Here is a 24698-nt window from a genome sequence, read left to right as displayed (position 1 = left end):
ATTATCCAATATAGGTTTCTATCGTTTCTTTCAGCTTCTCCAAAGAATATGGTTTGGAGATAACAGCATTGCATCCTGCCTGAATAGCTTGTTGTTGTTCCGTATAGAACGCATAGGCTGTAACTGCAATAATAGGAACCGAAAGAGAAATAGTTCGAATCTTCTCTGTAGCCTGAATGCCATCCATCACAGGCATACGAATATCCATTAATATCAAATCCGGTTTTTCGCGAATAAAACTATTGATTGCTTCCTGTCCGTTACGCACCCACAGGATGGTATACTCTTTCTTCAGTAAGATATTCAGCTGGGCAAAGTTCGATTCGATATCCTCCACTACCAAAATCTTTTTATGGCGGACAGATTCAGAATCAATCTTAGTAGACAGAGTCTGTTCGACGACTTCCGCCGGTATCTCCCGATAAGGCAGGTAAAGTGCAAATGTACTTCCTTTTCCCTGTTCTGAACTGACTTCAATACGACCACCCAAGCGTTCTACAATACTTTTACAAATAGAAAGTCCCAGTCCGGTACCTTGTACAAAGTCATTCAGTTTTTCAAAACGAGTAAAGATTTGAGGAAGTTTCTCTTCCGGGATTCCACAGCCTGTATCACTGACAAACAGCTTCAGCCAATCTCCCTCCTGCTTCAATCCTAACGTGATACTCCCCGTTTCAGTATTCTTAATGGCATTGGACAAGAAATTGAATAGTACCTGCATCACGCGGTTTCGGTCAGTAGAAGTCCAGAACTCTCCTTGTGGACGGACCACTTTCAAGTCCACATTCAACTTCATCTTCAACTGATGCACCTTCTCTACTTCGTCTACCAAGCCGGCTATTTCAACCTGCTGAAAATGCATTTCCGATTTACCGGATTCTATACGGGACAAGTCCAGAATATCATTGATCAACTGCAACAGCAGATTACTATTCTTCTGAATAATCTCCAGGTATTCATGTTTCTCCTCTTCATTTTCCGTTACAGCCATAATCTCCGAAAATCCCACAATAGCATTCAGCGGAGTGCGAATCTCGTGACTCATATTCGCCAGAAATACAGACTTCATCCGGTCAGCATCCTCTGCACGACGCTTAGCTTCTATCAATTCCTCGGAACGGCGAATACGATCACCGATATCGTGTATCAACGCCAGCACAGTGTTACCTTCAAACGGAGCAATGCGTGCCTGAAAATAATGTTTACTTCCATCTACTTCCAATGGATACTCTATTTCTTTCAGCTTACCGTCCTGCAGACATTCCCGAATGTTACAGAGAAACAAATCACTTACTTCCGGAGAATAAATACTTCGTCCGTCCGCTCCTTTCAGTACTTCTACCGGATGTAGCAGAATCGTACCCGGCGCCATCAAGACATCCGTTATAAAGAAGTCCTCGTCAAAGATGAAGATAAATTCGGGTAAAGCTTCTATTATTTTACGGTTATGTTCTTCTAAATGCTTAATATGCTGTTCTTTTTCACATTGGGAGGTGACGTTTACAGTATATGCCAACAGTTTATCCGGATCTCCTTCTTCATTCCCTTTATAAGACAGAAAATGATCCTCCAACCAAATCACTTCACCATGCTCTCCTACACAACGAACCTGAATCTGAGATGTCTTGGACTCCGAAGCAAGCATATTAGCAAAAGCCGTCTGATAGGTATTCATATCTTCGGGGTAGACGAAACGATAGAAATCATCAATATCTTTAAAGACCACTCCTGCCTCTTTCAGTCCTAACATACGGAAGTAATCGTCGGTGAAACTACATTTCCCTGTCGGAATGTCATATTCCCATAAAGCAATTTGATGTGCGGCAAGTACAGAAAGTATCTTTTGCGAATTCTCCCGTATGATTTCATTATTCTCATTCGGTGAATATAAATTTGTATCCGGCTCCATAGGCTATAATTGTATTTTGTATGTGTATTGTTTGAACGGCAGCAAATATAAACAAATAAAGCACAAGTTGTGTCTAATCTTATTTTTTTTACTCAGAAACAATTATCTTTGCATCATCCAAAAAGAAATATAATGAATCAAGATACTATCTGCGCTATTGCTACTGCTCAAGGAGGTGCTATCGGGAGCATCCGTGTTTCCGGTCCGGAAGCTATTTCTATAACAAGCCACATCTTCCAACCAGCCAAGCCCGGCAAATTACTTAGTGAACAAAAGCCTTATACGCTGACATTCGGGCGTATTTATAATGGAGAAGAAGTCATAGACGAAGTCCTTGTGAGTCTTTTCCGTGCTCCTCATTCCTATACGGGAGAGGACAGTACAGAAATCACATGTCATGGTTCTGCTTATATTCTTCAGCAAGTGATGCAGTTGTTGATTAAGAACGGTTGTCGTATGGCTCAACCGGGAGAATATACCCAACGCGCATTCCTCAACGGAAAGATGGACTTAAGTCAGGCAGAGGCTGTAGCCGATTTGATTGCATCTTCTTCCGCAGCTACCCATCGTTTGGCTATGAGTCAGATGCGGGGAGGTTTTAGTAAAGAGTTAACAGATCTACGCAACAAGTTGCTAAACTTTACTTCCATGATCGAACTGGAACTTGACTTCAGTGAGGAGGACGTGGAGTTTGCAGATCGTTCGGCATTACGAAAACTCGCAGATGAAATAGAGCAGGTTATCTCCCGACTGGTCCATTCATTCAATGTAGGGAATGCCATTAAGAATGGTGTTCCGGTGGCTATCATCGGTGAAACGAATGCGGGAAAATCGACTTTACTGAATGTATTACTGAATGAGGATAAAGCAATCGTCAGTGATATTCATGGTACCACACGTGATGTCATTGAAGATACTATTAATATAGGTGGCATCACTTTCCGATTCATTGATACTGCTGGAATCCGGGAAACAAATGATACCATTGAAAGTCTTGGTATCGAACGTACATTCCAAAAATTGGATCAAGCGGAGATTGTACTTTGGATGATTGATTCATCTGATGCATCTGCCCAGATAAAGCAATTATCAGAAAAGATCATTCCTCGTTGTGAAGAGAAGCAACTAATTGTTGTATTCAACAAAGCGGATTTGATTGAGGAAAAGCAGAAAAAAGAATTATCTGCTTTATTAAAGGACTTTTCTAAAGAATACACGAAATCTATCTTCATATCGGCAAAAGAACGTAGACAGACCGACGAGTTACAAAAGATGCTTATTAATGCAGCACATCTACCTACGGTAACACAGAATGATATTATTGTGACAAACGTAAGGCATTATGAAGCTTTAAGTAAAGCTTTAGATGCTATTCATCGAGTGCAGAATGGGCTTGACACGCATATATCCGGAGATTTTCTTTCACAAGATATACGGGAGTGTATTTTTTTCATTTCAGATATTGCAGGGGAAGTGACGAATGATATGGTGCTCCAGAATATTTTTCAGCATTTCTGCGTGGGCAAGTAATCACAAACAAATTATTATCAATATATTACGCAATAAAATACCACAAATTATTGGCTATAATTAAGTTAGAGTATATTCTCTTGCTTTCTTTTATTTGCCGTATTTTCTGTGCATTTGCATATGCTTCCTCAAGTTTTGTCCCCCGTTTGTACTCGACCAGTCAGACTGGGGACAAATTATTGTCCCTCATGACTATTTTGGTGTAATAAGCAATCAAAACCTTGTATTTACCATTAAGGTATAGCAGTAACGATACCGATACAATATACGCACTCACATATTATACTATTGATATATAGCCAAATATGATATATTATATTGTAGCAAAAGTTACAACAAACGGTATTTCATCAACAATATCCCACAAGTATTTTATGATTATTTCTGTATCAAAATTTCCAAGCACTAGGACGAAAGCAAGATTCAACAAGAGAGTTCATCATGATACTATCCACATTTACATAACACGAGTAGTGTGAAATATTTTATAACACCACAGAAGTGTTTATTACTCAATTGATTATAGAGACAATTTAATACCTATTTTGTCGCAAAAAAGATGTTTTTTTGCGACAAAATCAATCTATATGAAACTGAAACAATGACTGAATTTACAGTGCGATATATAAAGTCGACATAAAAACATATTTATTTCCGACTTTATATTGTAATGTCCGCAAAATAGCGTTTTTAAGCTTCCACATCATCACATATCGACCAGTTGAAGTATCTGTCGTTTTTCAAATTCATCCAGTAGTCAACACCTTGACTTTTAACTCCGAGTTTATGGAGTTTCTCTGCCATAAGAATTGATAACTCTGCACATAAAATCACATTCTGCTCAAGATCTCTAAATTCATCCAACGTGAGTTTATCTATCAAAAGTCGAAGTTGTGGTAGCAGTTCTAGATCTTCCATTGTATTCAGATAGTAACGCACATAATACTGCATATAGTCCAAAACCCTTCTATAAGAATATCTATTTCTGCAAAGAAGTCTTGTTACCAGCACATTAATATAAGCAATATTACAATAAATCCCCTCTTTCTTTACTTTTGCTGCAAGATCCTCTAGACAAGCTTCCACTTCACTGTTAATATCAGAAAATATAGATTTATCTAACTCCATATAGTCAGTTAGCAATTTATACTTCTCTTCAAGTGAGTTATACAATATATCAAGTCCTTCTTTATCTGAGAGTTCTCGCCGATGTAGATCAATGAATTTCATCATCTCATACACCAAATCCTCGTAACGCATTATTCTCTCAAAACCATCACCTTTGATACGCTTTAATAAAGTCTTTGCACTTGCCTCTAATTTGTCATACACAGTATGTACTTCTTCTACAGTCCACTCCAATGTGTCATCAAGGTCTACAATTGGGATATAGCCAGCTCGTACAAATGATCCATCCTTCCTTATTCCATTTTCCCATAATAACCCAGAATCTAACAAAGCATTTTTTACTATTGCCAAGGTTTTCTTGTCTGACTTGGCATAATAAACCAATCCGTTTACAGAGGAAGTTTTTATGCCTAAATACGAAATCAATGCAGGGATTTTCTTGGCAATATCTTTGTATTGTGACTTGTTGATTACTCTATAAAGATTCCCAAGTAAGATAAAATCATTGCCATTGTCCATCTTGCTGATATACTCTGTCAGTACCGGCTTTATTGCAGTTGAAACTTTCCTGCTATGCTTAGTCCGCAAATGATAGAACAAATCCTGGACTATATGATACTTACCGTTTGTCTTGACTACTTCAAGGCAATCATTGATTACTATCGCGACCAAATCTTCATTCATTGTGCATGACAGACCTACGCATATAAGTTTATAAACGGCATCGGACTCACGTATTTCATCGAATTGAGGCAAAAAGTCTTCTTTCCATAGTTTCAGAATGAATGCGTCCCAATGCGAAGAAGGCACTGCCTTGATTATCTCACTGAGAAGATGGCAGATGTTGTGAAAAGTCCAATATGACAATGGGGGTTCCTTATTAGTTATCAGCTTAAACATCCTTGCTACAAATTCCGGTAATTGGGCATGGAGCACCCCACTATAAGCAAAATCCTGTCCTATTCGTCTTAGAGTATTCGAATCATTAATTGTCGAACTATAGAAGAGAACCGGATAGGGATATTTCTCGAACAGTGCATGGACAACCTTATACCACTGTACTGTTGAGACAATACTCCACATATTTATTTGTGGCATTAACGGAGTTTCCAACATAAAATTCAGACACCTCACAGCATCCTCCACTCTGATTTTCTTATCTTCATCAGCCTCATTCCCATAAGTATAGATTCTCTCTTTGGGTTGAATCAGACTTCCAAAGTACCAATCTCTAAGTGAAAATATACTATGTTGAGCCAAGTCGGTAAACTCATCCACCGAATATGTTCCCCGTATGCTTCCCGACAAAATATTAGCCAGTTGTGTAGCCCTGAACCGTTCTATAGACGGATGTATCTTATCCAATAAAGATTGCGACAGAATCCCGTCGATAGCCTTTCCGTCCACCAGACTAAGAAGCATAAGTTTCTTCATGATAAAGTCTTCCGACGGGTGCCAAGCTTTTAACGCCCCGTTTAGCTGGCCAAATTCAAATGTGAAAGCGAGCCTTACACAACGTTCATAGACAGCCATGTCAGAGTCTCCTTCTACCGGAGCAAGTGGAGAGACAAGCGTGAGGTGGCGATTCTTCAGCCTCTTCACACGCTCCTGTTCCGCATCATTTTGCAGCACCTTTTCAATCTTATCAATAAGGTCAAGCTCTTCGTTCTCATAATCCTCCTGCATCTGTTCCAAAGCCATCAACGCCATTTGGGCTTCAAGTTCGCCTATTTCTTGCCTTCGAACCATCGCATCAATGAAATGAGACTGATAGTGAGTTCCCCGCACAAGCCTCAGATAAGCATCGTAGCGTATCAACCGATTGGCAGCACTCTCGTCAATATCAACATCGAGCATATGTTTGCCCGTGAGTGTATAAGCTTTTGCCCAAAGACTGAAAGTATCGTGAAGGATATGTTGTTCGTTCTGCTTTTCCACACCGGGCAATTCATCTTTTTCTTCCTTTTCCGCTTCCTCGCTCTTCGTTATAAGCCGTTGCTGCTCATTGATCTGTTCTTTTATAGCTTCATCTACGCAGTCTTCATGCCAAGAGCGGCTGTCTTCATCAGCAGCTTTCAGATAATCAAAGAACGCCTTAAACAGTTTACTTCCACGTTCTGGGTCATCATTACCAGAAACCTCCGCTCCTATCAATTCCATTACTTTGCCTTCCGTCAGCAGAATTCTGTATATACGGTGATTCTCAAAATACTGGCGTGTGGCGTCGTCCTGTTCGTCACCTCTCGCATCAATAAAAAACACTTTAATATCTTTTGCCTGCGGATAATCCTGAGTATTATTTTGAGAATTCATCTCAATGATTTCACGCACCCAATTTATCCAGGCAATAAAGTTGGCATCCTTACCGGAGAAACCGACAATACACAAGCAATCCTTCAACAGCGAGATTCTCATCAGTTGCATAAAAGCCTCGTGCTTGGCTGGATAATCGTCATAATCTTCTTGGGTAATGATATATTTCCTGTGCTTGTCACAGTCAAAGCCGTTCGACTCATGCTCGAAGTCTATGCTGCCATGAAGTTTGACTATCATCTCACGCATGTTGCGAAGCGACAAATCGGCAGCACGATTGCTTGCATTAAACTTTTGCATCCCATTCATCATGGCCACGTGCTCCAACAGATTATCATAGTTTGTCGTAAAAATGGCATTCCAATTAATCTTGAGCATAGAGGCCAGAAAATTCGTACTTACGCCGAGCGACATCGACTTGCCAAACAGGGTTGCAGTATTATCGTTGCTAAGTTGCGGCGTATGCGATTCGATATAAGCCTCTACTGACTCTCTCAGCCCCGTCCTTTTCTCAAACTGGGCTGGAATCCGAAGTACGCCTTCGCGCTCAATAATGTTCCTGATAATGTTTTCAATCTCTTTCTCTGAGTTTTCTCCGCCTTTTTCTATCGTATAATGACAGTAGAACTGCTTATCCTGCTCCACCTTAACACCTTTCGCTTTCAATTCGTCGGCATAAAGGAAAGCCACCATATCTTTTATCAAGCCATACCAGTCTTGATAAAGCTTGCATGCACAACACGATGCGCCACTCCCTACCAAAAGGCTCATCCTGCCATTTTCGATATGCGTCTTCATCGCTTTTATAGCATCAACGACATCTATATCTTTAAATTTACCCATTCCTGAATATCTGTTTATAAATATATTCTTTTATTGTGTCACAAACACTCTCCAGCTGCCTTCCTTCTCTCCGCGTTCTACATATTTTTTGGAAATCAGCTGATCCAACAATTTCTGTATAGCAGTCACACTGATGCCTGTTTCTTCTTTCATGTCCGAGAGCGTCAAAGTCGGTTGTGTCCGCATAGCGTTCAGTATCTTCGTATAATTAGGTGTTCGGAATGCAATCCGTTCTCCATCATACCACCACACATTTTCATTCCTTTCGCTCAAAAACAACACATCATTATAGACCTCTGTAGCCACTAAATCATTGAAATACTTCAAAAAAGGACGAATATCCTTGATATTTGCATGAGCACCATCACTGGGAACAGGCCCTACTTCAAGATCCGCCTGATGCAAAGCTTCCAGATACTCACTTTTTTTACGGCTACGAACTACAATCATTGGATAATCATGGCGGGTTAAAATGAAATTTACCATCAATCGGGCGATACGACCATTCCCATCCTCAAAAGGATGAATACGTATATAGCGGTAGTGGAACAGGGCAGCCAACTCCACCGGTGAGAGTTTTCCCTCTTGTTCTGCCGCATTATACCAGTCAACCAAGTCCCCCATCAGTCCCGGTGTTTCTTCCGGTGAGGCATATTCAAATCGGTCTCCATATCGTGTAATGACACTGTTAGGTCGAGTCTTATACTGTCCGGCATGAATCACATAACTTGTTTGTATTCCACCGGGTAAATTACGGTACACAGTGTAATCCTCTCGCAATAGAGTCTTATGCAATGTCCAGATAAAATTCTGCGTCAGTGGCATTCCTTTCATGGCTGCCTCTTCTCTCATCATCCGTAATCCAACATTACTGGCTGTCATTTCTTGTACATCACGCACATCTGCTTCTCCAATCACCTTACCGAAAAGCAGCAGGATTTCTGTCTGTCCATAAGTCAATGTATTACCTTCGATATGATTACTGTTGTAGTTGAAGTCCACGGTAAAACGGCGACTAAGCCTTTCCCTATCCTTCTCCGACAACGGTTGCAAATTCTGCCATGCGGCTAATGCTTTCTTTATATTAAGATACTTCATACGGATTTATATTTATCACTTGACAATGCAAATGTATAAAAAATCGCCGAAATGGTTATAATGATACAACCATTTTTCCGATTTACTTCACAAAATATCTACTTATAAATCCCTGAATAAATATGCTGTCCAAAAGAAAATAGAGTTTTATCACAAATGCTCGCTACTTTAAGGCTGTAAACAGTTTAGTTTAGAACTTGAAGAGATATACAATAAACAAACTAAACCTATTTTTCGTACCGCTATTGAAGTTTCCGCAGAATACATAGAAGCAACAACCATGTATCACTCACAAGGCAGAGTATGACACAATGAAAAGATATTATGTATTTGCTTTTATTTTCTTTTGGACAGCATATTTTTGTCCCCCGTTTGTCCCTTAAAGGTATTTTAATACATAAACACATATTGATTACCAGTATATTACACACTCAAAACACATATTGCGTCGGCAAGTGATGTCGCATTATTAACCGTAACTATTTAGAACCAATCATAACGAAGTCGCTGATTTTCAGCGATTTTTTTTTACCATTAGTCCAGCTAAGTCCAGTTGGATGCAGTTATTCACCATATTTTTCTACCGTATTTCTACCGCGGAACAAGTACACAATTAACCGCAATGTCACACTGACGTATTAGTTTACGTGGGTTGACAATGGTTTACGTGGGTTGACAAAAAGGGAAATTAAACAACGTATGTTTTACTCAAATATGGAGAAAAAAGAAAATGGAAGTAAAAAGAATTTGTCAATGGTGTGGTAAGCCTTTTATCGCTCAAAAAACCACCACCAATTATTGTGGTCCACAGTGCTCCAAACGTGGATACAAACATCGCATGAAAGAGCGAAGAATGGAGCTGAAAGAGAACCAGCAATTGCAGGAAGTAAAAACCAAGCTTGAAAATCAAGAGTACTTCACCTTTGCAAAGGTTGCTCAGTTGATGGGTGTCACTCGTCAATACATTTATAAACTGGTCAAGGAGGATAAGCTTCGTGCATCACGCATCAGTACCAGAATGTCTATAATACGCCGTTCCGATTTAGAGCTGATGCTGAAATCCAAACCTTATGAACGTGTCATGCAAAAAGACGATTATGATGTTGCTGACTACTACACCGCTGAGCAGATTGCTGAAAAATACAAAGTCAAGCCGAAATGGGTCTGGACCTACACCAGAGAAAACAACATTCCCAAGGTGAAAATCCGTCAGTTCAATTACTACAGCAAAAAGCACATTGATGCTGCCTTTGCCAAGTACAAGACAGATGAAGCATTGAGTGAGTGGTATACTCCAGAGGAAATTGAAAAGAAGTATGGAATGACTCGCGTTGCAATCCGTTCCCAGGTTTATCGTAATAACATCCCATCAAAGAAAGAGAATGGTAAGGTCTACTATTCCAAGGTTCACTTCGACCTCTCGAAAACATCTGAGCAGGAAAGCACTGCCGAATACTACACTGTACAGGAGGCCATGCAGAAATGCAACCTTTCCCGTGACTCTGTATATGGTGTTCTGCAATTTCATGAAATCAAACGAGAGAAGAAAGGTCGGTTTGTGAGGTTCCTGAAAGTGGACTTTGACCATGTTATGGGTGCAAGAAAATAGACCATCCGCAACAAATTGAATATAAATGGAAAATTAATCTATGCTGAAAGAAATCTGCATATCTCCATTATTCACATTTGCATCAGTTATTCATTTATTAATTTCTAAAAAAGTACAACTATGGATTGCAAGACAATTACATTGAGAACAAGAGTTCTAAAACATGGCATGTTGGGTTTCTATCTGGATTTCTATCCTGGTTATCGTGACAGAGAAACTATGAAGGTGTATCGCCACAAAAGTATCGATATTCAGATATACGCTGAGCCAAAGAACCAACGAGAGAAAAATTTCAATGCACAGATGACCGAGAAAGCCGAAGCTATCCGCTGTCGCATCTATGCATCAGTAGTTAATGACAAGTATGACTTCTTTGACAAGGACAGATTCAAAGGTGATTTCCTGGCATACTACAAAAAGCAGCTCTCCAAGCATGATCCGAAATGGGAGTTCGTGTATCTCCACTTCTGCAACTACGTGAAAGGTAAGTGTACATTTGAGGACATCACCCTTGAGCTATGTAATGGTTTCAGGGAATATCTTCTCAAAGCCAAGCAGTTAAGGCGCAAAGCAAAGGTATCAAAGAACTCAGCTTCAGGATACTGGTCAACTTTCCGTGGCTTCCTTAAGATATTATATCGCAATAAGCTGATTAAGGAGAATCTCAATGACTTCCTTGATAAAATTGAGACCGACGATGTAATTAAGGACTACCTCTCTGTTGAAGAACTGTATGCCCTGGCGGAGACTCCATGTGAAATTCCTGTGCTTAAAACGGCATCGCTATTCTCCTGTCTGACCAGTCTGAGACGAAGCGACATCATAGCACTCAGATGGGAAGATATTGTTGACTACTCTGCTGGTGGTAAGTGTGTACACATCATCACTCAGAAGAACAAGTCGGAAGATATTATTCCTATTGGCGAGGAAGCACTGGAGCTGATTGGATATGATCCGGAGAAAAGAGGTGTTGTGTTCAAAGGATTAAAGGTAAGCTGGACTCAGTTTCCTATGAAGAAATGGATCAGTTCGGCTGGCATCAGAAAGAACATAACCTTCCACTCATATCGTAGAACATTTGCGACGCTTCAAGCAGCTGCAGGTACAGACCCTAATACTATCCGCAGTATGATGGCCCACAAATCCATTACCACAACACAGAGATATGTGAAAGTGGTGGACAAAAACAAACTTGAAGCCAACAGTAAAATCACGCTGAGAAGACCTGCGAAGAAAGCGAAATAAACTCGCCTGAAATACCCCATTTACCCTCCAAAGTATGATTATTTGAAACAAATCATACTCTGGAGGATTTTTTCATCATATTTTGAACGAATTACCGCAACTAATTGCAACGTATTGGAATAGAGGATATAATTTTGAGATGAAGTTAAATTTAAAACAGCTCATAATATGAATTATTCTACTCAAATTCCAATGCGAAAGTTGTGTTTCATACTTTCTCTTTTGTCTGTTGCTTTTACCATTGTCAGCAGTTATCTGTTCATGAAACATCAGATTAATGTGATGCAGTATTCCACACCTGTTATATTGGTAACAGTTCTGGCTATCATCACTTGTGGCGTACTGAACAAAGTTTTCAAAAAGTTGCTGTCTGAGTTTGGATTTAAGAGCACACCCATCACTCAGGAGCCAGCTACCATCATTGTTCCTATTGAGGAAGCACCTGTTGAAGATCATCAGCCCGAAGATACAATCCAGGAGGAGAAAGAGCCTGTAACCCCACCTATCAACATTACCATCAATCTTGAAAACAGTGGTAGTGTGCAACCTGCAACTGCAAAGAGTAACATTCTAGATAGCTACGAAGAGGCCATGGAAATCAACGAACGTAAAAGCAGAGAGAGACGCATCGAGATTATGAATGCAGTACGAGAGTACACGATAGAAGTTATGCCTGAATTCCTGAGTAAGGAGGATCTGGCTACCCTGCTTGAGAATATCAATTACATGTCTTGTGGCGATACAGATAAGTACGTTCCATTGCGCTCTAAGATTGATAACCCTCTAAAATCACCAGACTTGCGCCATTTTGCTTGGAATATCGGGCACAGATTAAATATTCCCATGAGAGACAGAGCACTTTTTATAAAATCAGTATTCCCATTCGAGCTAAGAGAAGCTACCATAGAGTATCTGGAAAAGAATCTTCGTGACTCTGTTCCATCAAAAATCAAGATTGATGTACCTAAAAAAGGTGATTATCGCTTCAAATGCATGATGAAAGAGGCAGCATAATGCACCAACTGAGATTATTTTGATCTATTCGGATAATTAGTTCCTGCTGACGAAAATCTGCAAAATTCCATTGTATTGGTTTGCAGCATGTTTAACTAAATTATAGTTTAAATTATGTTGCATAAAGAATTAACATTTAATGATTTGCCAACCGTGGTAAATCAATTGTGCGAGAAGATCGCAAGTCTGGAATCTATGATGGAGAAGCATTTTGCAACTCCCGTCCAAAAGAAAGAGAACACGCACGTACCTATGAGTAGAGAGGAAGTGTGTGCCTATCTGGGTGGTATCACAAAATCATCATTCTATCACAAGGTCAAGTTCGGAAAACTCCCGGTAGTCAAGCAGGGCAAACGTCTCCTAGTCTATCGTGACGAGCTTGATAAGTGGCTGGAGGCTGGAAGAAAAAGTGATCCTCTCAAGAGTATTGAAGAGGAACACGATGCTATGCGTGCATCCATTCGCCGTAGACCTGAACCTTTAAATTTTTAGGCTATGGAGAAGAGAGCGATATTAACGCCTGAAGAGCTGCAGGCTTACATGGATGAATCTACCATCAGCCTTTCACAAACCTACATCAAGGCACCAGAAGTGCTGAAAGTTGGTGACTCTGTTTTGGGTACATTAGGAAACTTCAGTGTATCCATCGGTAAGGCCAAGAGTAAAAAGACCTTCAACGTATCAGCGATGATTGCAGCTGCTCTGTCTAACGGATCTGTGCTCCACTATCGGGCACAGTTTCCTGAGGACAAGCGTTTCATCCTTTACTTCGATACTGAGCAAGGACAGATACATTGTCAGAAGGTGTTGAAGCGTATAACCAAGTTGCTCAATCTTCCTGAGGATGCCGATCCCGATAACCTGCTGATGGTCGCACTTCGCAAGTATGATCCGAACACACGTGTGGCAATTATCGAAGCCTTGATTGGCACAATGCCCAATGTAGGACTGGTGGTCATTGACGGAGTTAGAGACCTTCTTTATGACATCAACAATCCTCATGAGGCAACAGCCATCTCATCCCTGCTGATGCGTCTTACTTTTGACAAGCAGATACACATTCACACCATCCTTCACCAGAACAAGGGTGATGAGAACGCTCGTGGTCATATCGGAACAGAGCTCAATAACAAAGCGGAATCTGTCATTAAGGTGGAAGTTGATAAAGATGATAAATCCATCAGCGTGGTCGAATCGGTACTCAGCCGAGACAGAGACTTTGAACCATTTGCCTTTTGTATCAATGAGGACATTCTTCCAGAACTTGTAGAGGACTATTCGCCAACAGAGAAAGGTCCAGGCAGACCGAAGAAACCACCATTCGACCCATACTTTGACATTAGCGAGAGTGTACACCGAAGTGCGTTGGAGGTGGCATTCAAAGATGGGAGTATTGGCAAGTACCAGGATCTGCGTGATAAGTTGCAAGAGGGATATGAAAGCCAGGGTATAAAGATGAATCACAATAAAGCAGTTGCCTTGGCTAAGTTTCTACGCAACAAACGGATGATACTTCAGGATGGTAGGCAAAACATCTATAATCCTGACTTTGTTTACTAACATCAACTTTACTTTATTCAAGGGGCATATATACAGGCAATAAAGCGTAGTTACCTGATTATGAGTAATAATATAGCAGTCTTGTGTAATCCCTATCCAATTAAAATTACAATTATTAATCAAAGTTGTAGAAGCACGATAGCAGGGTCTAGCAGAAATCTGCTAGCAAGATATGCCAAGGTATAACCTCAATTAATTGAGATTACCCCATTGACGCTCTTGCCTGCTCAATGCTTCACAGGTGCAGTGCTCGCAAGCTTGCACATAAATATGTATTCACAATGAAAAAGAAAATATCCAAGAAATTACTCTCCCCAGCTGACAAAAGAGAGACCTTCATCGGTGCTAAAGTAACGGCCCAACAGAAAGAACAAATTAAAGAACTAGCCAAGGACAAGGGTATGACTGTAAGCGATTACCTGCTTGCCCGTGCTCTCAATTACGAACCTAAGTCCAGACTTGGAGAGGTGGAAATATCGGCACTTCAGAATCTGAATATGCTCAGAGTGGATATCCTGCGTTGTACATCCGCACTTGAAGGTGCCAGTCTGTCGAAGCGTATGGCTATATTCAACGACGTAGCTTTTATGAATAACTGGATTGACAAGGTGACCACTATGGTTGATCGTCTGAATCTCATACTTGACCAGGCCAAGGCACCTAATGTTGTTCCGTCTAACCCTAAACCTCAGGAGTCATGATAGCCATAGCAAAAGCAGTTTCATACGGAGTCAATGATCTCCGATACATCACTGGTGAGTCCAATAAAAAGAAACACCCGGAGAAGATTTTCAGAATGCACGACAACCTCTTGCCATCCAAGATGGACGCATACGGAATATGGAGTGCTATGCAGCTTCACCTGGGGCAATACCGAAAACTCAAGAACTCCGTTATCACCATTCGTATCAGTCCCTCTCGTGAGAATACGAAACATTTCAATGAAGATGATTGGCTAAAGCTATGGCAGGACTTTGTCACAGAGTTTGACAAGCCAAGGATGACAGACAAGAATGGAAAGGGTGTCTCTGTACAAACGAACATCGCAAATAGTATCCACACAGTCTGGCTACATCACGACGCTGAGGGTGGAGTCTATCATCTGCACGCTGACGTCTGTCGCAGGGACATAAACGGCAAAACGAACGATGATTCCATGATTCATGAACGTGCACAGAAGGCTGCTGAACGAGTGGTTATCAGCCGTGGCTGGGTTACGGCTGCTGAGATTCACAATATAAACAAGCGTCAAGTTAGTAGTGACTGCTACTCTGTCTTGAAAGCCATGTCAAAATGGTCGTGGGAGGATTATAAAATCGGTATCACTCAGAAGGGCTACAAGGTAAACGAACTCAGAGATGAGAATGATATACTAAGAGGCTATTCTATTATGAAAGGTCATACCAAGTATAAAGCTTCTGATATTGGTGTCGGTCGTAACTTGACAGCAGGAAAACTGGGTCGCACCTGGAGCAGGCTCCATCCCGAAATAGAATACTCCATTCGGGAAACTCCCCAAAGTGCAAAAGTGCAAAGTGCAACAGCAAATCATTCACCAGAGCAACCTGAGAAAGTCGCTGAATATACTCAACGCAAACCAGGCTTTTATGCTTACGAGCTTACCCATAATGGTACTGACCACCGCTTTTATATTCCGGAGAAAGTGCTTGATCTGTTCAATGACGAGTTCGATTACAGGTCTGTAGCAAACTGGCAGGAGCTGACACATATGGCCGTGGCAATCTTTGTCGGGCTCATTGGTGGTGACGAAGTAGCTGTGACTGGTGGAGGTGGTGGCACGCAAAGCGACCTTAATTGGAGAGATAAGAATGAGGATGACTTTAATTGGGCACGTCGATGCGCTCGTATGGCTGGTCGCAAGTTAGGCATCCAGAGTAAAAACGGATTAAAACGATAAGATTATGGGAAAGAGAGTAAATTTATCAAAGATTGAAAAGCCGGTGAAAGATGATAACAATTCTGATGGCACAGTTACGCTTACTGGAGAAGAGTTGAGAATATTTTTAAATGTGTTGCATAAAATCGACGACAATCTCATGGGACTCGCGACTTTGAATCATAATGTTATAGTTGCAAAAGAACAAGTTAGAACTTACACTGATGGAATGTAAGCAATCAGTAAACCCCGTCTTGCGGGAACTTTAAAGATATGGAGATGTGTCTTAAAAATTTGGACTATTCTCTGAAAAAGTCCCAGTTTCTAAGAGACATCTCTTATTTTTTAGAAGATTCTTAAATGACAGCTTGGTCTTTTAGCGCGTGCGGTAGCAGCTCTGCCAAGTCCTTTGAGTAATTGTTGTCGTACTCATGAACATGATTAAGAAAGTAGCTCATCCATTCCTTGAAGTCTACACCAACCGCTTTGCAACATCCCATCAGAGAGTAAATTACAGCGGCATCTTCGGCCGCTTCGTGATTGCCACAGAAGAGATAGTTCTTTCTTTCCAAAGCTACGGGACGGACGCTATTTTCAATGAGATTATTATCGGGCAAATATCGACCATCCATGGTATAGCGCACCAGCTGACGTGAGTAATTCAAGAAGTAGCCGATAGCTTTACCGATTGGGCTCTTGGGAAGTACCTTACTCTGCTCACATATACACCACTTTTCAAAAGCGCGGATAATGGGATAAGCAAGTCGCTTACGTAACTCCATGCGTTGGATGGTATCCATATTTTGATCATTTGCCATTCGCTCCACATCATAGAGCATACCGATTTGGGCTAAAGCATATTCAGCTCTAGCCTTATCGTGGGTTAATGCCCTGTCAAAATAGCGTCTGGCATGACTCCAGCAACATAAGGTGGTTATACCTTTGAACTTTTCCAAGATACTATAGCCGGCATAGCCGTCTGTCTGTATGGCTCCTTGGTAATCTTTAAAGAGTTGTATAACTACTTTTTGGCCTCTCGAGCCTTCATTATAGGAGAAGAAGACCATATTGTTTACCACACTCCGGACCAACCATAAGTATCCTTTTACTGTTTGATGCTTCTCATTATTTATAATCGGAACCGTCGTTTCATCAGACTGAACGTAATCAGTGGCTAAGACCAGTTCTCTTAATCGATAATAAGTGGGACGCATTAAATCTGCCACATCATGGAACCAGGATTCGATAGTTGATGGTGGTATGCTAAAGCCTAAGCGCTTATACATCTGTATTTGTCTGTAGAAAGGAAGGTGATCCACATACTTCCCAACCATAAGGTCTGTCAGCAACGAGGCGCTTGCATAACTTTTAGCGATTGGCTCATTCTGCACAGGAGCGGTTTGTATCTCCTTTGTATCTTTGCGCATTCCTTTATGGCGGATGGTCACTCGGATATATAATTCTGCGGGGTTAAACTCTAAATGCTCAGATGTCTCTGTGTCATCAAACAGCACCCATTCATCTTCATGCCCTTTATAACCTTCAGGATAGATATGTTCTTCCACATGTCGAAGTTCCTCTGGTAACTTGTGCCGAACCGGAACTCGTTTTTCATGCTCCTTGACTATTACTTTTTTGTAATCGGTAATTTCTTCAATGGCTTTTCGAGCGGTTTCCTCCTCCTCAGGTGACATCTCAAGCTGTTCAAAGTCAAGCTTGAGTTGATTGGGGTCATCAGGTATGCGTCGTTTCTCTGACATAGCTCCCCACATCTTACGTTCCAGATAGAGTAGCTTTTGTTCCAGTTGAGCAATACGATTATCTTTGGCTTCAATCGTTTTATCTCGTTCTTGAAGAGCTTCTTCTTTTTCTGCCAGTTTAGCCTCGTATGCAGCCTTCATATCCTTTGCGTCGGTCAACTCCTTCAGCTGTTGTTCAGCTTTAGAAGCACGGCGATATTCTGTATCGCGGTCGCGAAGCAATTGGTCGATGAGGGCTTGTCGGCTTGAGTTTTCTGACATCTTTTCGTTCTTTATTTATGGTGCAAAAGTATGAAAAATGCCCATTTTACTAGAATTTTCACTACCAAAAAACTGCAATAAATGCTACTATTTCTTAGGCTCCCAACGACTACATCGCTTAACTTCCGAAGGGGATAATCCTTTTACAATCATTATTAAGTCAGACCAGTCTATCCCTCTTGAAGAAGCAGGGTCATCAGAGTCGATTTCAGGCAGCTTAAAGACTCCACGCTCCAGTTTCATATTATAGATGACTAGTCCACCATATTCTGCATGGAGTATTTTCATTCCTGTCAAATTCTTATTGATAAAGATATAAGCATCACCATCCTGGACATTTTTGCCCATGTGATTGGTTACTATCCCACTCAGAGAGTAGAAGCTCTTGCGCATATCTGTCGGATATGGATACAGCAAAAAACGAGTTGAATCATTCAGACAGAACATAGGCTATTGGCATAAGAGGATTAGTGTGCGTAACATTTCCAACGTCATATCACTCTTTACTTTAAGAGTTACTCCGTTTTGATACACAATCTCACAAGCAACATTATTCTCTGCATTCAATTCCGAAGTGGTGGCAGAACCCATCATGAGCTTTCCATTATGACGGCTCATCTGTATGGGTACAAAACCTTTTTTCTGCGGCAGCATAGAGTCTGTGAGCTTTTTACGCCAATAGTAGAATTTGCTTTCTTCAAATCCGGTATTGCTACAGTAGTCACGGATGGATAGGCCTGTAGACTTCCAATCCTCATGAATCTTCTTGAATTCATCTAAAGTTAAGTTCTTCATATCTTTTACGTTTTATAATTCACACGCAAAGGTATGAAGAACTATTATGGTCTAGGATACGGGGTTTACTGATTGCTTACTTTCTGTTGATGTCTCTGTCGTTGGTTCTGTAGCAGAATCTGTTAATTTATTCGTAGCATCGCTATAGTAATCATTTTCAACTTCAATAGGTTCTTCTTCCTCTGGCTCAACGTTGAAAGTCAAATCCAACGACTTGAGGTAAGCACAGAATTTCTCATCGTATGCAAGCGAAGAGCAATACTTTTCGATACAAGATTCAACGGAATTATTAATGTCTAGCACATCCTCGCAAACATCTGTATCGACAAAGCACCCAACAAGGTTTCTTATGCTGCTACAGAATTTTGTAAATGTACGGTTATGAAGCCAAGAACCCACATAATACAAATGTGAATCATCGTTGTAGATGCGCATTACATCATTATGTATAGTCTTATAGCCAAGGTCTATCTTTTCGCAGACACTAAAGCGATATTTGGAAATCGTTTCGTTATATTTCTCGTATAATTGCTGAAATCTAGCTGGATTTTCTATAGCAGCAAGCACTAAGAGGCGAGGACGAAGTATCGGTACCATTTTTACCGTTTCATCATTTTTACCAATAGGTGTGGCTATAAAATCATCCTTAGTCAGACACTCTATTTGAAGAATCTGGCAGACTTTCTCGAATGACTCCGAACTTGACGGAAAACTGGTAGTTTGCATTACAAACTCATCACCCCAAAAGATATTCCTCTCCTGTTTTGCGTCAGGATGAATAGCAAATAGTTCTGAGATGTGCTTTTTCTGTCCCTTACCGTTTCTCCATGTAGAGGTTGACGTATTTCTGTATTTTGCAACCAGTTCGCTATCGTGTGTGGGAAGCAGCAAGCATCCAATTGATAACCATACGGCGATAGTCAGATTCTTCTTCTCGACGTTCAGTTACCCTTGCAAGATAATAAAGGCAGTCTTCAAAAGACAAAACGGTACAGAAATGAAGTCTCTCAAACAGATCTCTTGCGTCACGATTATCTATACTTTCTACAATTGCCTTACATGGAACCTTTTCTTCCCATTGAGGTGCTTTTGCACGAACAGCATAACTTGCAGTAATACGAGGTGCATACAACAATTCCGGTTTTTGAACAGAGTTCTCTGTTGGTATGCATACAAGATTGTTAAATAGACCTTCCTCAATCCATGTTTCGTATTCTGACAAGCGACGAGAGAAACATTTCGACCAGAAATAGCAAGCAAATGTGCGGTTTGCGAGATATTTCAAGTCCTCTCGCGTCATATTCTGATGCAAGTTTTCCGCCTTGAAATATTGCTTGATGATATCCTTGTTGCCTTCGAAGATGTAAGTGTCAGAAAGATACGGCAATTCAGACACACCATTTGCCTCAAAGTCGCACGTTGGAGAATATGCTGTTCCAAGTGTCAGCTCATGAGCAAACTTGTATGTCGTTTCATTCGACTTGACCAGATACTTTATCTGCTTACGAAGTGTGTCATTTATGTCATACTCACTCTGTATCTTGGTAACTTCACGTACAAACTGAATGTGAGTGCCAGCAACGCTATTCTCATCGGCAGCAAACTTTGCAAGATAATCCATAACCTTTGCGTCAATCCACATTTGCTTTGTGGTAATGAGATTACGATTACCGTACTCTTCAGAGATAGCAAGAAGCAAGTCCTTGTTTGCCTTTAGGATATCGGGATGAACCTCGTTGGCGAGAGTGATGTACTTGAATGGTTCAGATACAGAATCCTCATCCACGTTGACGATTATTACCTGATCAAGAGTCTTATAACCGGCAGATTGAGTACGAACTCTCAACTGCATAATTTGGTGTTTCCTTTCTGCCCATTTGTCCTTCAGGTCTTTAAGGTGCTTGGTCATCATCGCTACAACCGAATCCAAAGACTCAGTTTTAATAGTTGAAAGCTTAGGCAAGATGTCTGAGAAAAGAATATCCTTGTTATCGGACTTAAGATCGAGTTTCCTGAACAATTTCATCCACTCTGCCTTCTCGTTCTCATTGGCGGTTTCGATGTAAGACGAAGACACAAACTGCGCCTCCTTTACATACTTAGTTACCAGCGCCTCAATTTGCTCGTGCTGATATGTGTCAGAAATGTAAAGAGATGCACCATTAATAAGCGCGTTGTTCTTGTCGAGCAACGGAATAGCCTTGAACTTATCAACAGATGCAATTTGCTTCTGGTTTACCTTTACCCATCGCCAGAAATCAACGTTATTGTTTATAACATTAACCGATTGACGCAAGTTTGCGTTCTGAGCAAGAATGTCAGTTGTGGTATTGATGTCAAATTTCACAATCTTGAACAGCTGACGCATATCTTGAGAGAAATCATCGGTATATTTCTGTGAGAGCACAACATACGTCTTTGGACACCATGCTTTCTCGCACAGAGTCTTTGCGTCCTCGTTGTATTCGATATACTGGATATTCAGTTCCCTTGCTCTTACTATGGTTCCGTCATAAGCAAGTAATGGCATATCCTTGATGTCGTTGAAACTCATAGTATCATCAAAGAGCCTGTCTGCGTCTCGCTTCAAGTATTCCAAGAATGTGAGCATAGTTGCCTCGTCAACAAGACTGGCATAGATAACCGCCTTGTTCTTGATTACAACATCTGTGAAAAACGACTTGTCTGTGAAGGTCTTAACGCCAAACTGCTGACGCAAGAACGATTCCATTTTCTTTACCTCTTCCTTCTCACGACCTTCAAAGTAAGCATTTGAGAGAGCATACATCATGCTATCCTGCAACCAAGTATGATTGATATTGTCGGCATAGGTACTGTTCTGAGCATAGGCATCCTGATTGAAGTATCTTACGTCATCGTTGCAAAGATATACCTCATTTATGTGGATGTCAACACAACGCAAGACATAATCCTTGAAACAGTTTTCTTTCAACTGCGCTTCACAAGCGAACACATATTCAACAAATGATTTGTTGGCGGCATAATTGTTTTCTATGGCTGCGTTTACTTTTGCTCGGAAATCGGCATCGCCAACTATGACAGTCGTGACGAACGAGTCCTTGGTAAATTCGTTGAATCCAAGGTTAGTAAATATTGCTGTTATGTTATCTTTCTCGTCATCAGCCAGGCTGTCAAAATAGATATGCGATAGTACGTTGATAACATTCTCGCCCAACCATTTCTCACGTGTTAAGTCATGAGCATCTTTGTTGAAGAAGTAGTGGTAATTGGTATAGTCGGTACTTGCACCGCCATCCTCGGTAATATACGGAACCTTAGTCTTGTTAGCCTTTAAATCAACTTCCTTTACTGCAAGATAATGATAGAATGCAACAGAATTGCTTGGTACGTTAAGCAACGCCATAGCATCCTCGTTGGATAGAATGTAATCTGTAATCATAGAAGCTGCAGAGAAAGACAGGAAATACTTGTCTGCAAATGATTTCCAATTTTCATCTTCCTCAAAATTTGTTCTTGATGACTCACAAAGATGCGGTACAAATCTACGCAAGAATCCTATTCCATTACAATTCGTGTCAAGATCATAGTAGAGACTTCCTGCTGTAAACAAATCGCCTTCGTACTCAATAAATATTTTTTTCTTCGCAAACTCGTTTAGTTCATCCTCACTCAACCAATGTCTTATAAATCGTGTATTGTTTTCGGGTACTGTCAACCATGTCTGGAAATCAGTTTCCTCACATTTCTTTACAACAGCATTAATCTTTACATCAAGGCTCGAAGGAGAATGCTTGTACAAGAAATCCATGAATGCCTCCGATTGTCTTAACTTGTCAACTGGCAAGGAGTAGTCACCCAACTCCATAAGAATTATGAAGTCTTCGTCTGAAATGACTCCGTTCGCTGTCATGCCAGTCATGTCGTTGATAATATTGTCGATGCATTCAAAGGTTTGTTCACCATCCTTATCCACGCATGGAACAAAAGGCTCTTCTTTTATGAGTTTTTCAAATTCTTCCTGGAACTCCTCTATAAACGTCTTATACACGCGCCTCTTCTTGCACTCATCAAAGTCTGGGATAAGTGCAAAGATAGAGTCAATGTCGTATTCTTTACTTTCAATAAGCTGCTTAATCCAATAAAAAAACTGTTTACCTGCAATACGAGCAATAACGTGATTGAGTTCGATATCCTCAATATCATCACGCTGTCCGTTGGGCACCATATCGGTGTTCATTAGGAAATTGAAGCCCCAATCAGCTCGCTTGGCAGGAAGATAGCAATAGAGCATAGCGTCATCAACAGCTTTCAGTTTACTTCCCTCTTTCTTGCATGCGAACTTAACTGCAGTTTTGTGGAAGTTCATGTACTTCTCTGGTATCTTCTCATAACCATCCGAACGAAGAGAGTCTGGATTTTCCAAGACATCGTTTATCTTATCTGTAATGTCCTCAGGAATATCATTTACAAGAGAATCTGATACACACCAGTCTTTATTGTCTTTCTCACGTACAATCGGTTCATTACGACCATCAATAAAGATGCTAACTTTCTTGATGTTCGGGATAAACAATATGACGCGCTCTGAGTCAAATACATCAGTAAACAAATCGATGTAGTTGTCATCTCTGTTTTCATCGGTCAGAATTTCCGTATCTCGTGGTTGGAGAGCGAACTTTACTCTGAACTCTTCGTTAGGATGCTGACGGAATACAGACTTGATTTCATTATCGATCTCACTATGTTCCGTCCAGATTGGCAATATCTGCCATGGTGTATTGATTACATCCGTAGCAGACTTGTCGAACCTGAATGTGTAATTACCAGTATTGAGAAGAACATAGTCGTTGTCAAGGAAAACGGTCTTAAAACCAATACCTTTGTAGCCGATGGCTTCGGTATTGTCAGCCTTCTCGCCATCATTTATATCACAAATAGCTGCAATATTCTTCGGATTGAAATATTCACCTGTATGCTCGAAGGTTAAGTAGTTCTTGGTAATATGGAACTCCACATCAACAGGCAAAGGTTGAATCTTGCTATCAACTTTTGTACGACGAGGATAGTCGTTAGCATTCTGCAACAACTCATAGATGAATACTTCCTTACCGCTTTGTGTAAGCTGCTTTTTGAGAGTATCAAGCGAACGAACAATCTTCTTTGCAGCACCTGCAGGATAACGCATAATGCCCTCATAAAGACTGCTCACAATGTCTTTGGGGTAAACTGGTGTTATTTCCTCATGCAAGTCAATACCAAACTTGAGAGGATCGGTTTCAAGCAATACCCAAGTGAACTTGTAGTATGCATAGCGGTTGAACTCCTTGTTGCTTCTGAATGAGATTGACAGATTCTTTACACCACGTTCCTTATCTTCAATCTTTGTAAAATCAGTATTACGGATATCTGTTATCGTAAACCGACCTTCATTTCTTTGAGGCGCGAACTGACCAATAAACTGATTGTTATCAAGACGCAATCTGCGTTTAATTTTAATGACTTCCTCGTAATCTACGTATTGGGTTGCTGCACGATTGTATTGTGGTCTTCTTTGCTCTTCGTGAGATTTTGGTTTAGCTTTTTCAATTACATACCTTGTGGGTTTTTCTCCCGAGAAATCTGTCCAAATAAAGAACAATTCCGAATCATTCAAGAACTCATTGAACCACTCATAGCCCAAATTCTTGAAATTGATTCGTGATTTCCAAACTTCTCGCTGGAAGTCAAACATGCTCACCCACCCCATCACCTTTT

General features: G+C 40.7%; 17 protein-coding genes. 9 read left to right on the top strand and 8 right to left on the bottom strand.

Annotation, left to right across the window (positions count from 1 at the left end; genetic code table 11):
- Position 1: 1 nt before the first annotated feature.
- Complete coding sequence (locus K6V30_RS11240) at positions 2-1909, bottom strand: PAS domain-containing hybrid sensor histidine kinase/response regulator (RefSeq protein ID WP_055271359.1); 1908 nt, start codon at positions 1907-1909, stop codon at positions 2-4.
- A gap of 132 nt (positions 1910-2041) precedes the next feature.
- Between K6V30_RS11240 and mnmE the strand changes: the two genes are divergently transcribed.
- Positions 2042-3439, top strand: a complete 1398-nt coding sequence (gene mnmE, locus K6V30_RS11235; protein ID WP_055271357.1) for a tRNA uridine-5-carboxymethylaminomethyl(34) synthesis GTPase MnmE — start codon at positions 2042-2044, stop codon at positions 3437-3439.
- 690 nt (positions 3440-4129) lie between these two features.
- Here mnmE and K6V30_RS11230 read toward each other — a convergent pair.
- Both K6V30_RS11230 and K6V30_RS11225 read right to left on the bottom strand, forming a co-directional pair.
- Positions 4130-7723 (bottom strand): SIR2 family protein, encoded by a 3594-nt coding sequence (locus K6V30_RS11230; RefSeq protein ID WP_055271355.1) that lies wholly within the window; start codon positions 7721-7723, stop codon positions 4130-4132.
- Positions 7724-7753: 30 nt separating this feature from the next.
- A complete protein-coding gene (locus K6V30_RS11225; RefSeq protein ID WP_055271354.1) occupies positions 7754-8821 on the bottom strand; it encodes a Fic family protein in 1068 nt (355 codons plus the stop codon).
- Between the two features lie 730 nt (positions 8822-9551).
- On the opposite strand from K6V30_RS11225, the gene K6V30_RS11220 reads away from it, so the two are divergent.
- The 8 genes from K6V30_RS11220 to K6V30_RS11185 all read left to right on the top strand — a co-directional run bounded on the left by K6V30_RS11220 (position 9552) and on the right by K6V30_RS11185 (position 16381).
- A complete protein-coding gene (locus K6V30_RS11220; RefSeq protein ID WP_055271352.1) occupies positions 9552-10430 on the top strand; it encodes a helix-turn-helix domain-containing protein in 879 nt (292 codons plus the stop codon).
- Between the two features lie 120 nt (positions 10431-10550).
- Positions 10551-11675: a tyrosine-type recombinase/integrase gene (locus tag K6V30_RS11215; RefSeq protein ID WP_081030953.1), complete on the top strand. Its 1125-nt coding sequence runs from the start codon at positions 10551-10553 to the stop codon at positions 11673-11675.
- A gap of 168 nt (positions 11676-11843) precedes the next feature.
- Positions 11844-12689, top strand: coding sequence for a hypothetical protein (locus tag K6V30_RS11210; RefSeq protein ID WP_055271348.1), 846 nt, complete (start codon positions 11844-11846; stop codon positions 12687-12689).
- A gap of 114 nt (positions 12690-12803) precedes the next feature.
- Positions 12804-13181, top strand: a complete 378-nt coding sequence (locus K6V30_RS11205; protein WP_055271346.1) for a helix-turn-helix transcriptional regulator — start codon at positions 12804-12806, stop codon at positions 13179-13181.
- A gap of 3 nt (positions 13182-13184) precedes the next feature.
- Positions 13185-14249: an AAA family ATPase gene (locus tag K6V30_RS11200; RefSeq protein WP_055271344.1), complete on the top strand. Its 1065-nt coding sequence runs from the start codon at positions 13185-13187 to the stop codon at positions 14247-14249.
- Between the two features lie 281 nt (positions 14250-14530).
- A complete protein-coding gene (locus K6V30_RS11195; RefSeq protein ID WP_055271342.1) occupies positions 14531-14950 on the top strand; it encodes a plasmid mobilization protein in 420 nt (139 codons plus the stop codon).
- Complete coding sequence (locus K6V30_RS11190) at positions 14947-16167, top strand: hypothetical protein (protein WP_055271340.1); 1221 nt, start codon at positions 14947-14949, stop codon at positions 16165-16167. The genes K6V30_RS11195 and K6V30_RS11190 overlap by 4 nt, the downstream gene beginning before the upstream one ends.
- Positions 16168-16171: 4 nt before the next feature.
- A complete protein-coding gene (locus K6V30_RS11185) occupies positions 16172-16381 on the top strand; it encodes a hypothetical protein (RefSeq protein WP_055271339.1) in 210 nt (69 codons plus the stop codon).
- Positions 16382-16502: 121 nt separating this feature from the next.
- On the opposite strand, the gene tnpC is transcribed toward K6V30_RS11185, so the two are convergent.
- From tnpC to K6V30_RS11160, 5 genes are all read right to left on the bottom strand, one after another.
- Positions 16503-18167: an IS66 family transposase gene (tnpC, locus tag K6V30_RS11180; RefSeq protein ID WP_055271337.1), complete on the bottom strand. Its 1665-nt coding sequence runs from the start codon at positions 18165-18167 to the stop codon at positions 16503-16505.
- An 87-nt stretch (positions 18168-18254) separates the two neighbouring features.
- Positions 18255-18614 (bottom strand): IS66 family insertion sequence element accessory protein TnpB, encoded by a 360-nt coding sequence (tnpB, locus tag K6V30_RS11175; RefSeq protein WP_055271335.1) that lies wholly within the window; start codon positions 18612-18614, stop codon positions 18255-18257.
- 3 nt (positions 18615-18617) lie between these two features.
- The gene (gene tnpA / locus K6V30_RS11170; protein ID WP_055271333.1) at positions 18618-18962 is read right to left on the bottom strand and encodes an IS66 family insertion sequence element accessory protein TnpA; all 345 of its coding nucleotides are present in this window, start codon (positions 18960-18962) and stop codon (positions 18618-18620) included.
- A gap of 51 nt (positions 18963-19013) precedes the next feature.
- On the bottom strand, positions 19014-19853 hold the full coding sequence (locus K6V30_RS11165; RefSeq protein WP_224207290.1) for a hypothetical protein: 840 nt from the start codon (positions 19851-19853) through the stop codon (positions 19014-19016).
- Positions 19831-24690, bottom strand: coding sequence for a sacsin N-terminal ATP-binding-like domain-containing protein (locus K6V30_RS11160; RefSeq protein ID WP_224207289.1), 4860 nt, complete (start codon positions 24688-24690; stop codon positions 19831-19833). Before K6V30_RS11160 ends, K6V30_RS11165 begins: the two co-directional genes overlap by 23 nt.
- Positions 24691-24698: the final 8 nt, after the last annotated feature.

The organism is Bacteroides faecis (assembly GCF_020091505.1).
GTDB lineage: Bacteria > Bacteroidota > Bacteroidia > Bacteroidales > Bacteroidaceae > Bacteroides > Bacteroides faecis.
This window is presented reverse-complemented; position numbering and strand designations above follow the sequence as displayed.

What these genes read in the sequence shown, in the direction of transcription:
- K6V30_RS11240 (WP_055271359.1), bottom strand. Translation starts at nt 1,909, where the DNA reads ATGGAGCCGGATACAAATTTATATTCACCGAATGAGAATAATGAAATC.
- tnpC (WP_055271337.1), bottom strand. Translation starts at nt 18,167, where the DNA reads ATGTCAGAAAACTCAAGCCGACAAGCCCTCATCGACCAATTGCTTCGC.
- mnmE (WP_055271357.1), top strand. Translation starts at nt 2,042, where the DNA reads ATGAATCAAGATACTATCTGCGCTATTGCTACTGCTCAAGGAGGTGCT.
- K6V30_RS11190 (WP_055271340.1), top strand. Translation starts at nt 14,947, where the DNA reads ATGATAGCCATAGCAAAAGCAGTTTCATACGGAGTCAATGATCTCCGA.
- K6V30_RS11220 (WP_055271352.1), top strand. Translation starts at nt 9,552, where the DNA reads ATGGAAGTAAAAAGAATTTGTCAATGGTGTGGTAAGCCTTTTATCGCT.
- tnpA (WP_055271333.1), bottom strand. Translation starts at nt 18,962, where the DNA reads ATGAAGAACTTAACTTTAGATGAATTCAAGAAGATTCATGAGGATTGG.
- K6V30_RS11195 (WP_055271342.1), top strand. Translation starts at nt 14,531, where the DNA reads ATGAAAAAGAAAATATCCAAGAAATTACTCTCCCCAGCTGACAAAAGA.
- K6V30_RS11230 (WP_055271355.1), bottom strand. Translation starts at nt 7,723, where the DNA reads ATGGGTAAATTTAAAGATATAGATGTCGTTGATGCTATAAAAGCGATG.
- tnpB (WP_055271335.1), bottom strand. Translation starts at nt 18,614, where the DNA reads ATGTTCTGTCTGAATGATTCAACTCGTTTTTTGCTGTATCCATATCCG.
- K6V30_RS11215 (WP_081030953.1), top strand. Translation starts at nt 10,551, where the DNA reads ATGGATTGCAAGACAATTACATTGAGAACAAGAGTTCTAAAACATGGC.
- K6V30_RS11185 (WP_055271339.1), top strand. Translation starts at nt 16,172, where the DNA reads ATGGGAAAGAGAGTAAATTTATCAAAGATTGAAAAGCCGGTGAAAGAT.
- K6V30_RS11205 (WP_055271346.1), top strand. Translation starts at nt 12,804, where the DNA reads ATGTTGCATAAAGAATTAACATTTAATGATTTGCCAACCGTGGTAAAT.
- K6V30_RS11200 (WP_055271344.1), top strand. Translation starts at nt 13,185, where the DNA reads ATGGAGAAGAGAGCGATATTAACGCCTGAAGAGCTGCAGGCTTACATG.
- K6V30_RS11160 (WP_224207289.1), bottom strand. Translation starts at nt 24,690, where the DNA reads ATGGGGTGGGTGAGCATGTTTGACTTCCAGCGAGAAGTTTGGAAATCA.
- K6V30_RS11210 (WP_055271348.1), top strand. Translation starts at nt 11,844, where the DNA reads ATGAATTATTCTACTCAAATTCCAATGCGAAAGTTGTGTTTCATACTT.
- K6V30_RS11225 (WP_055271354.1), bottom strand. Translation starts at nt 8,821, where the DNA reads ATGAAGTATCTTAATATAAAGAAAGCATTAGCCGCATGGCAGAATTTG.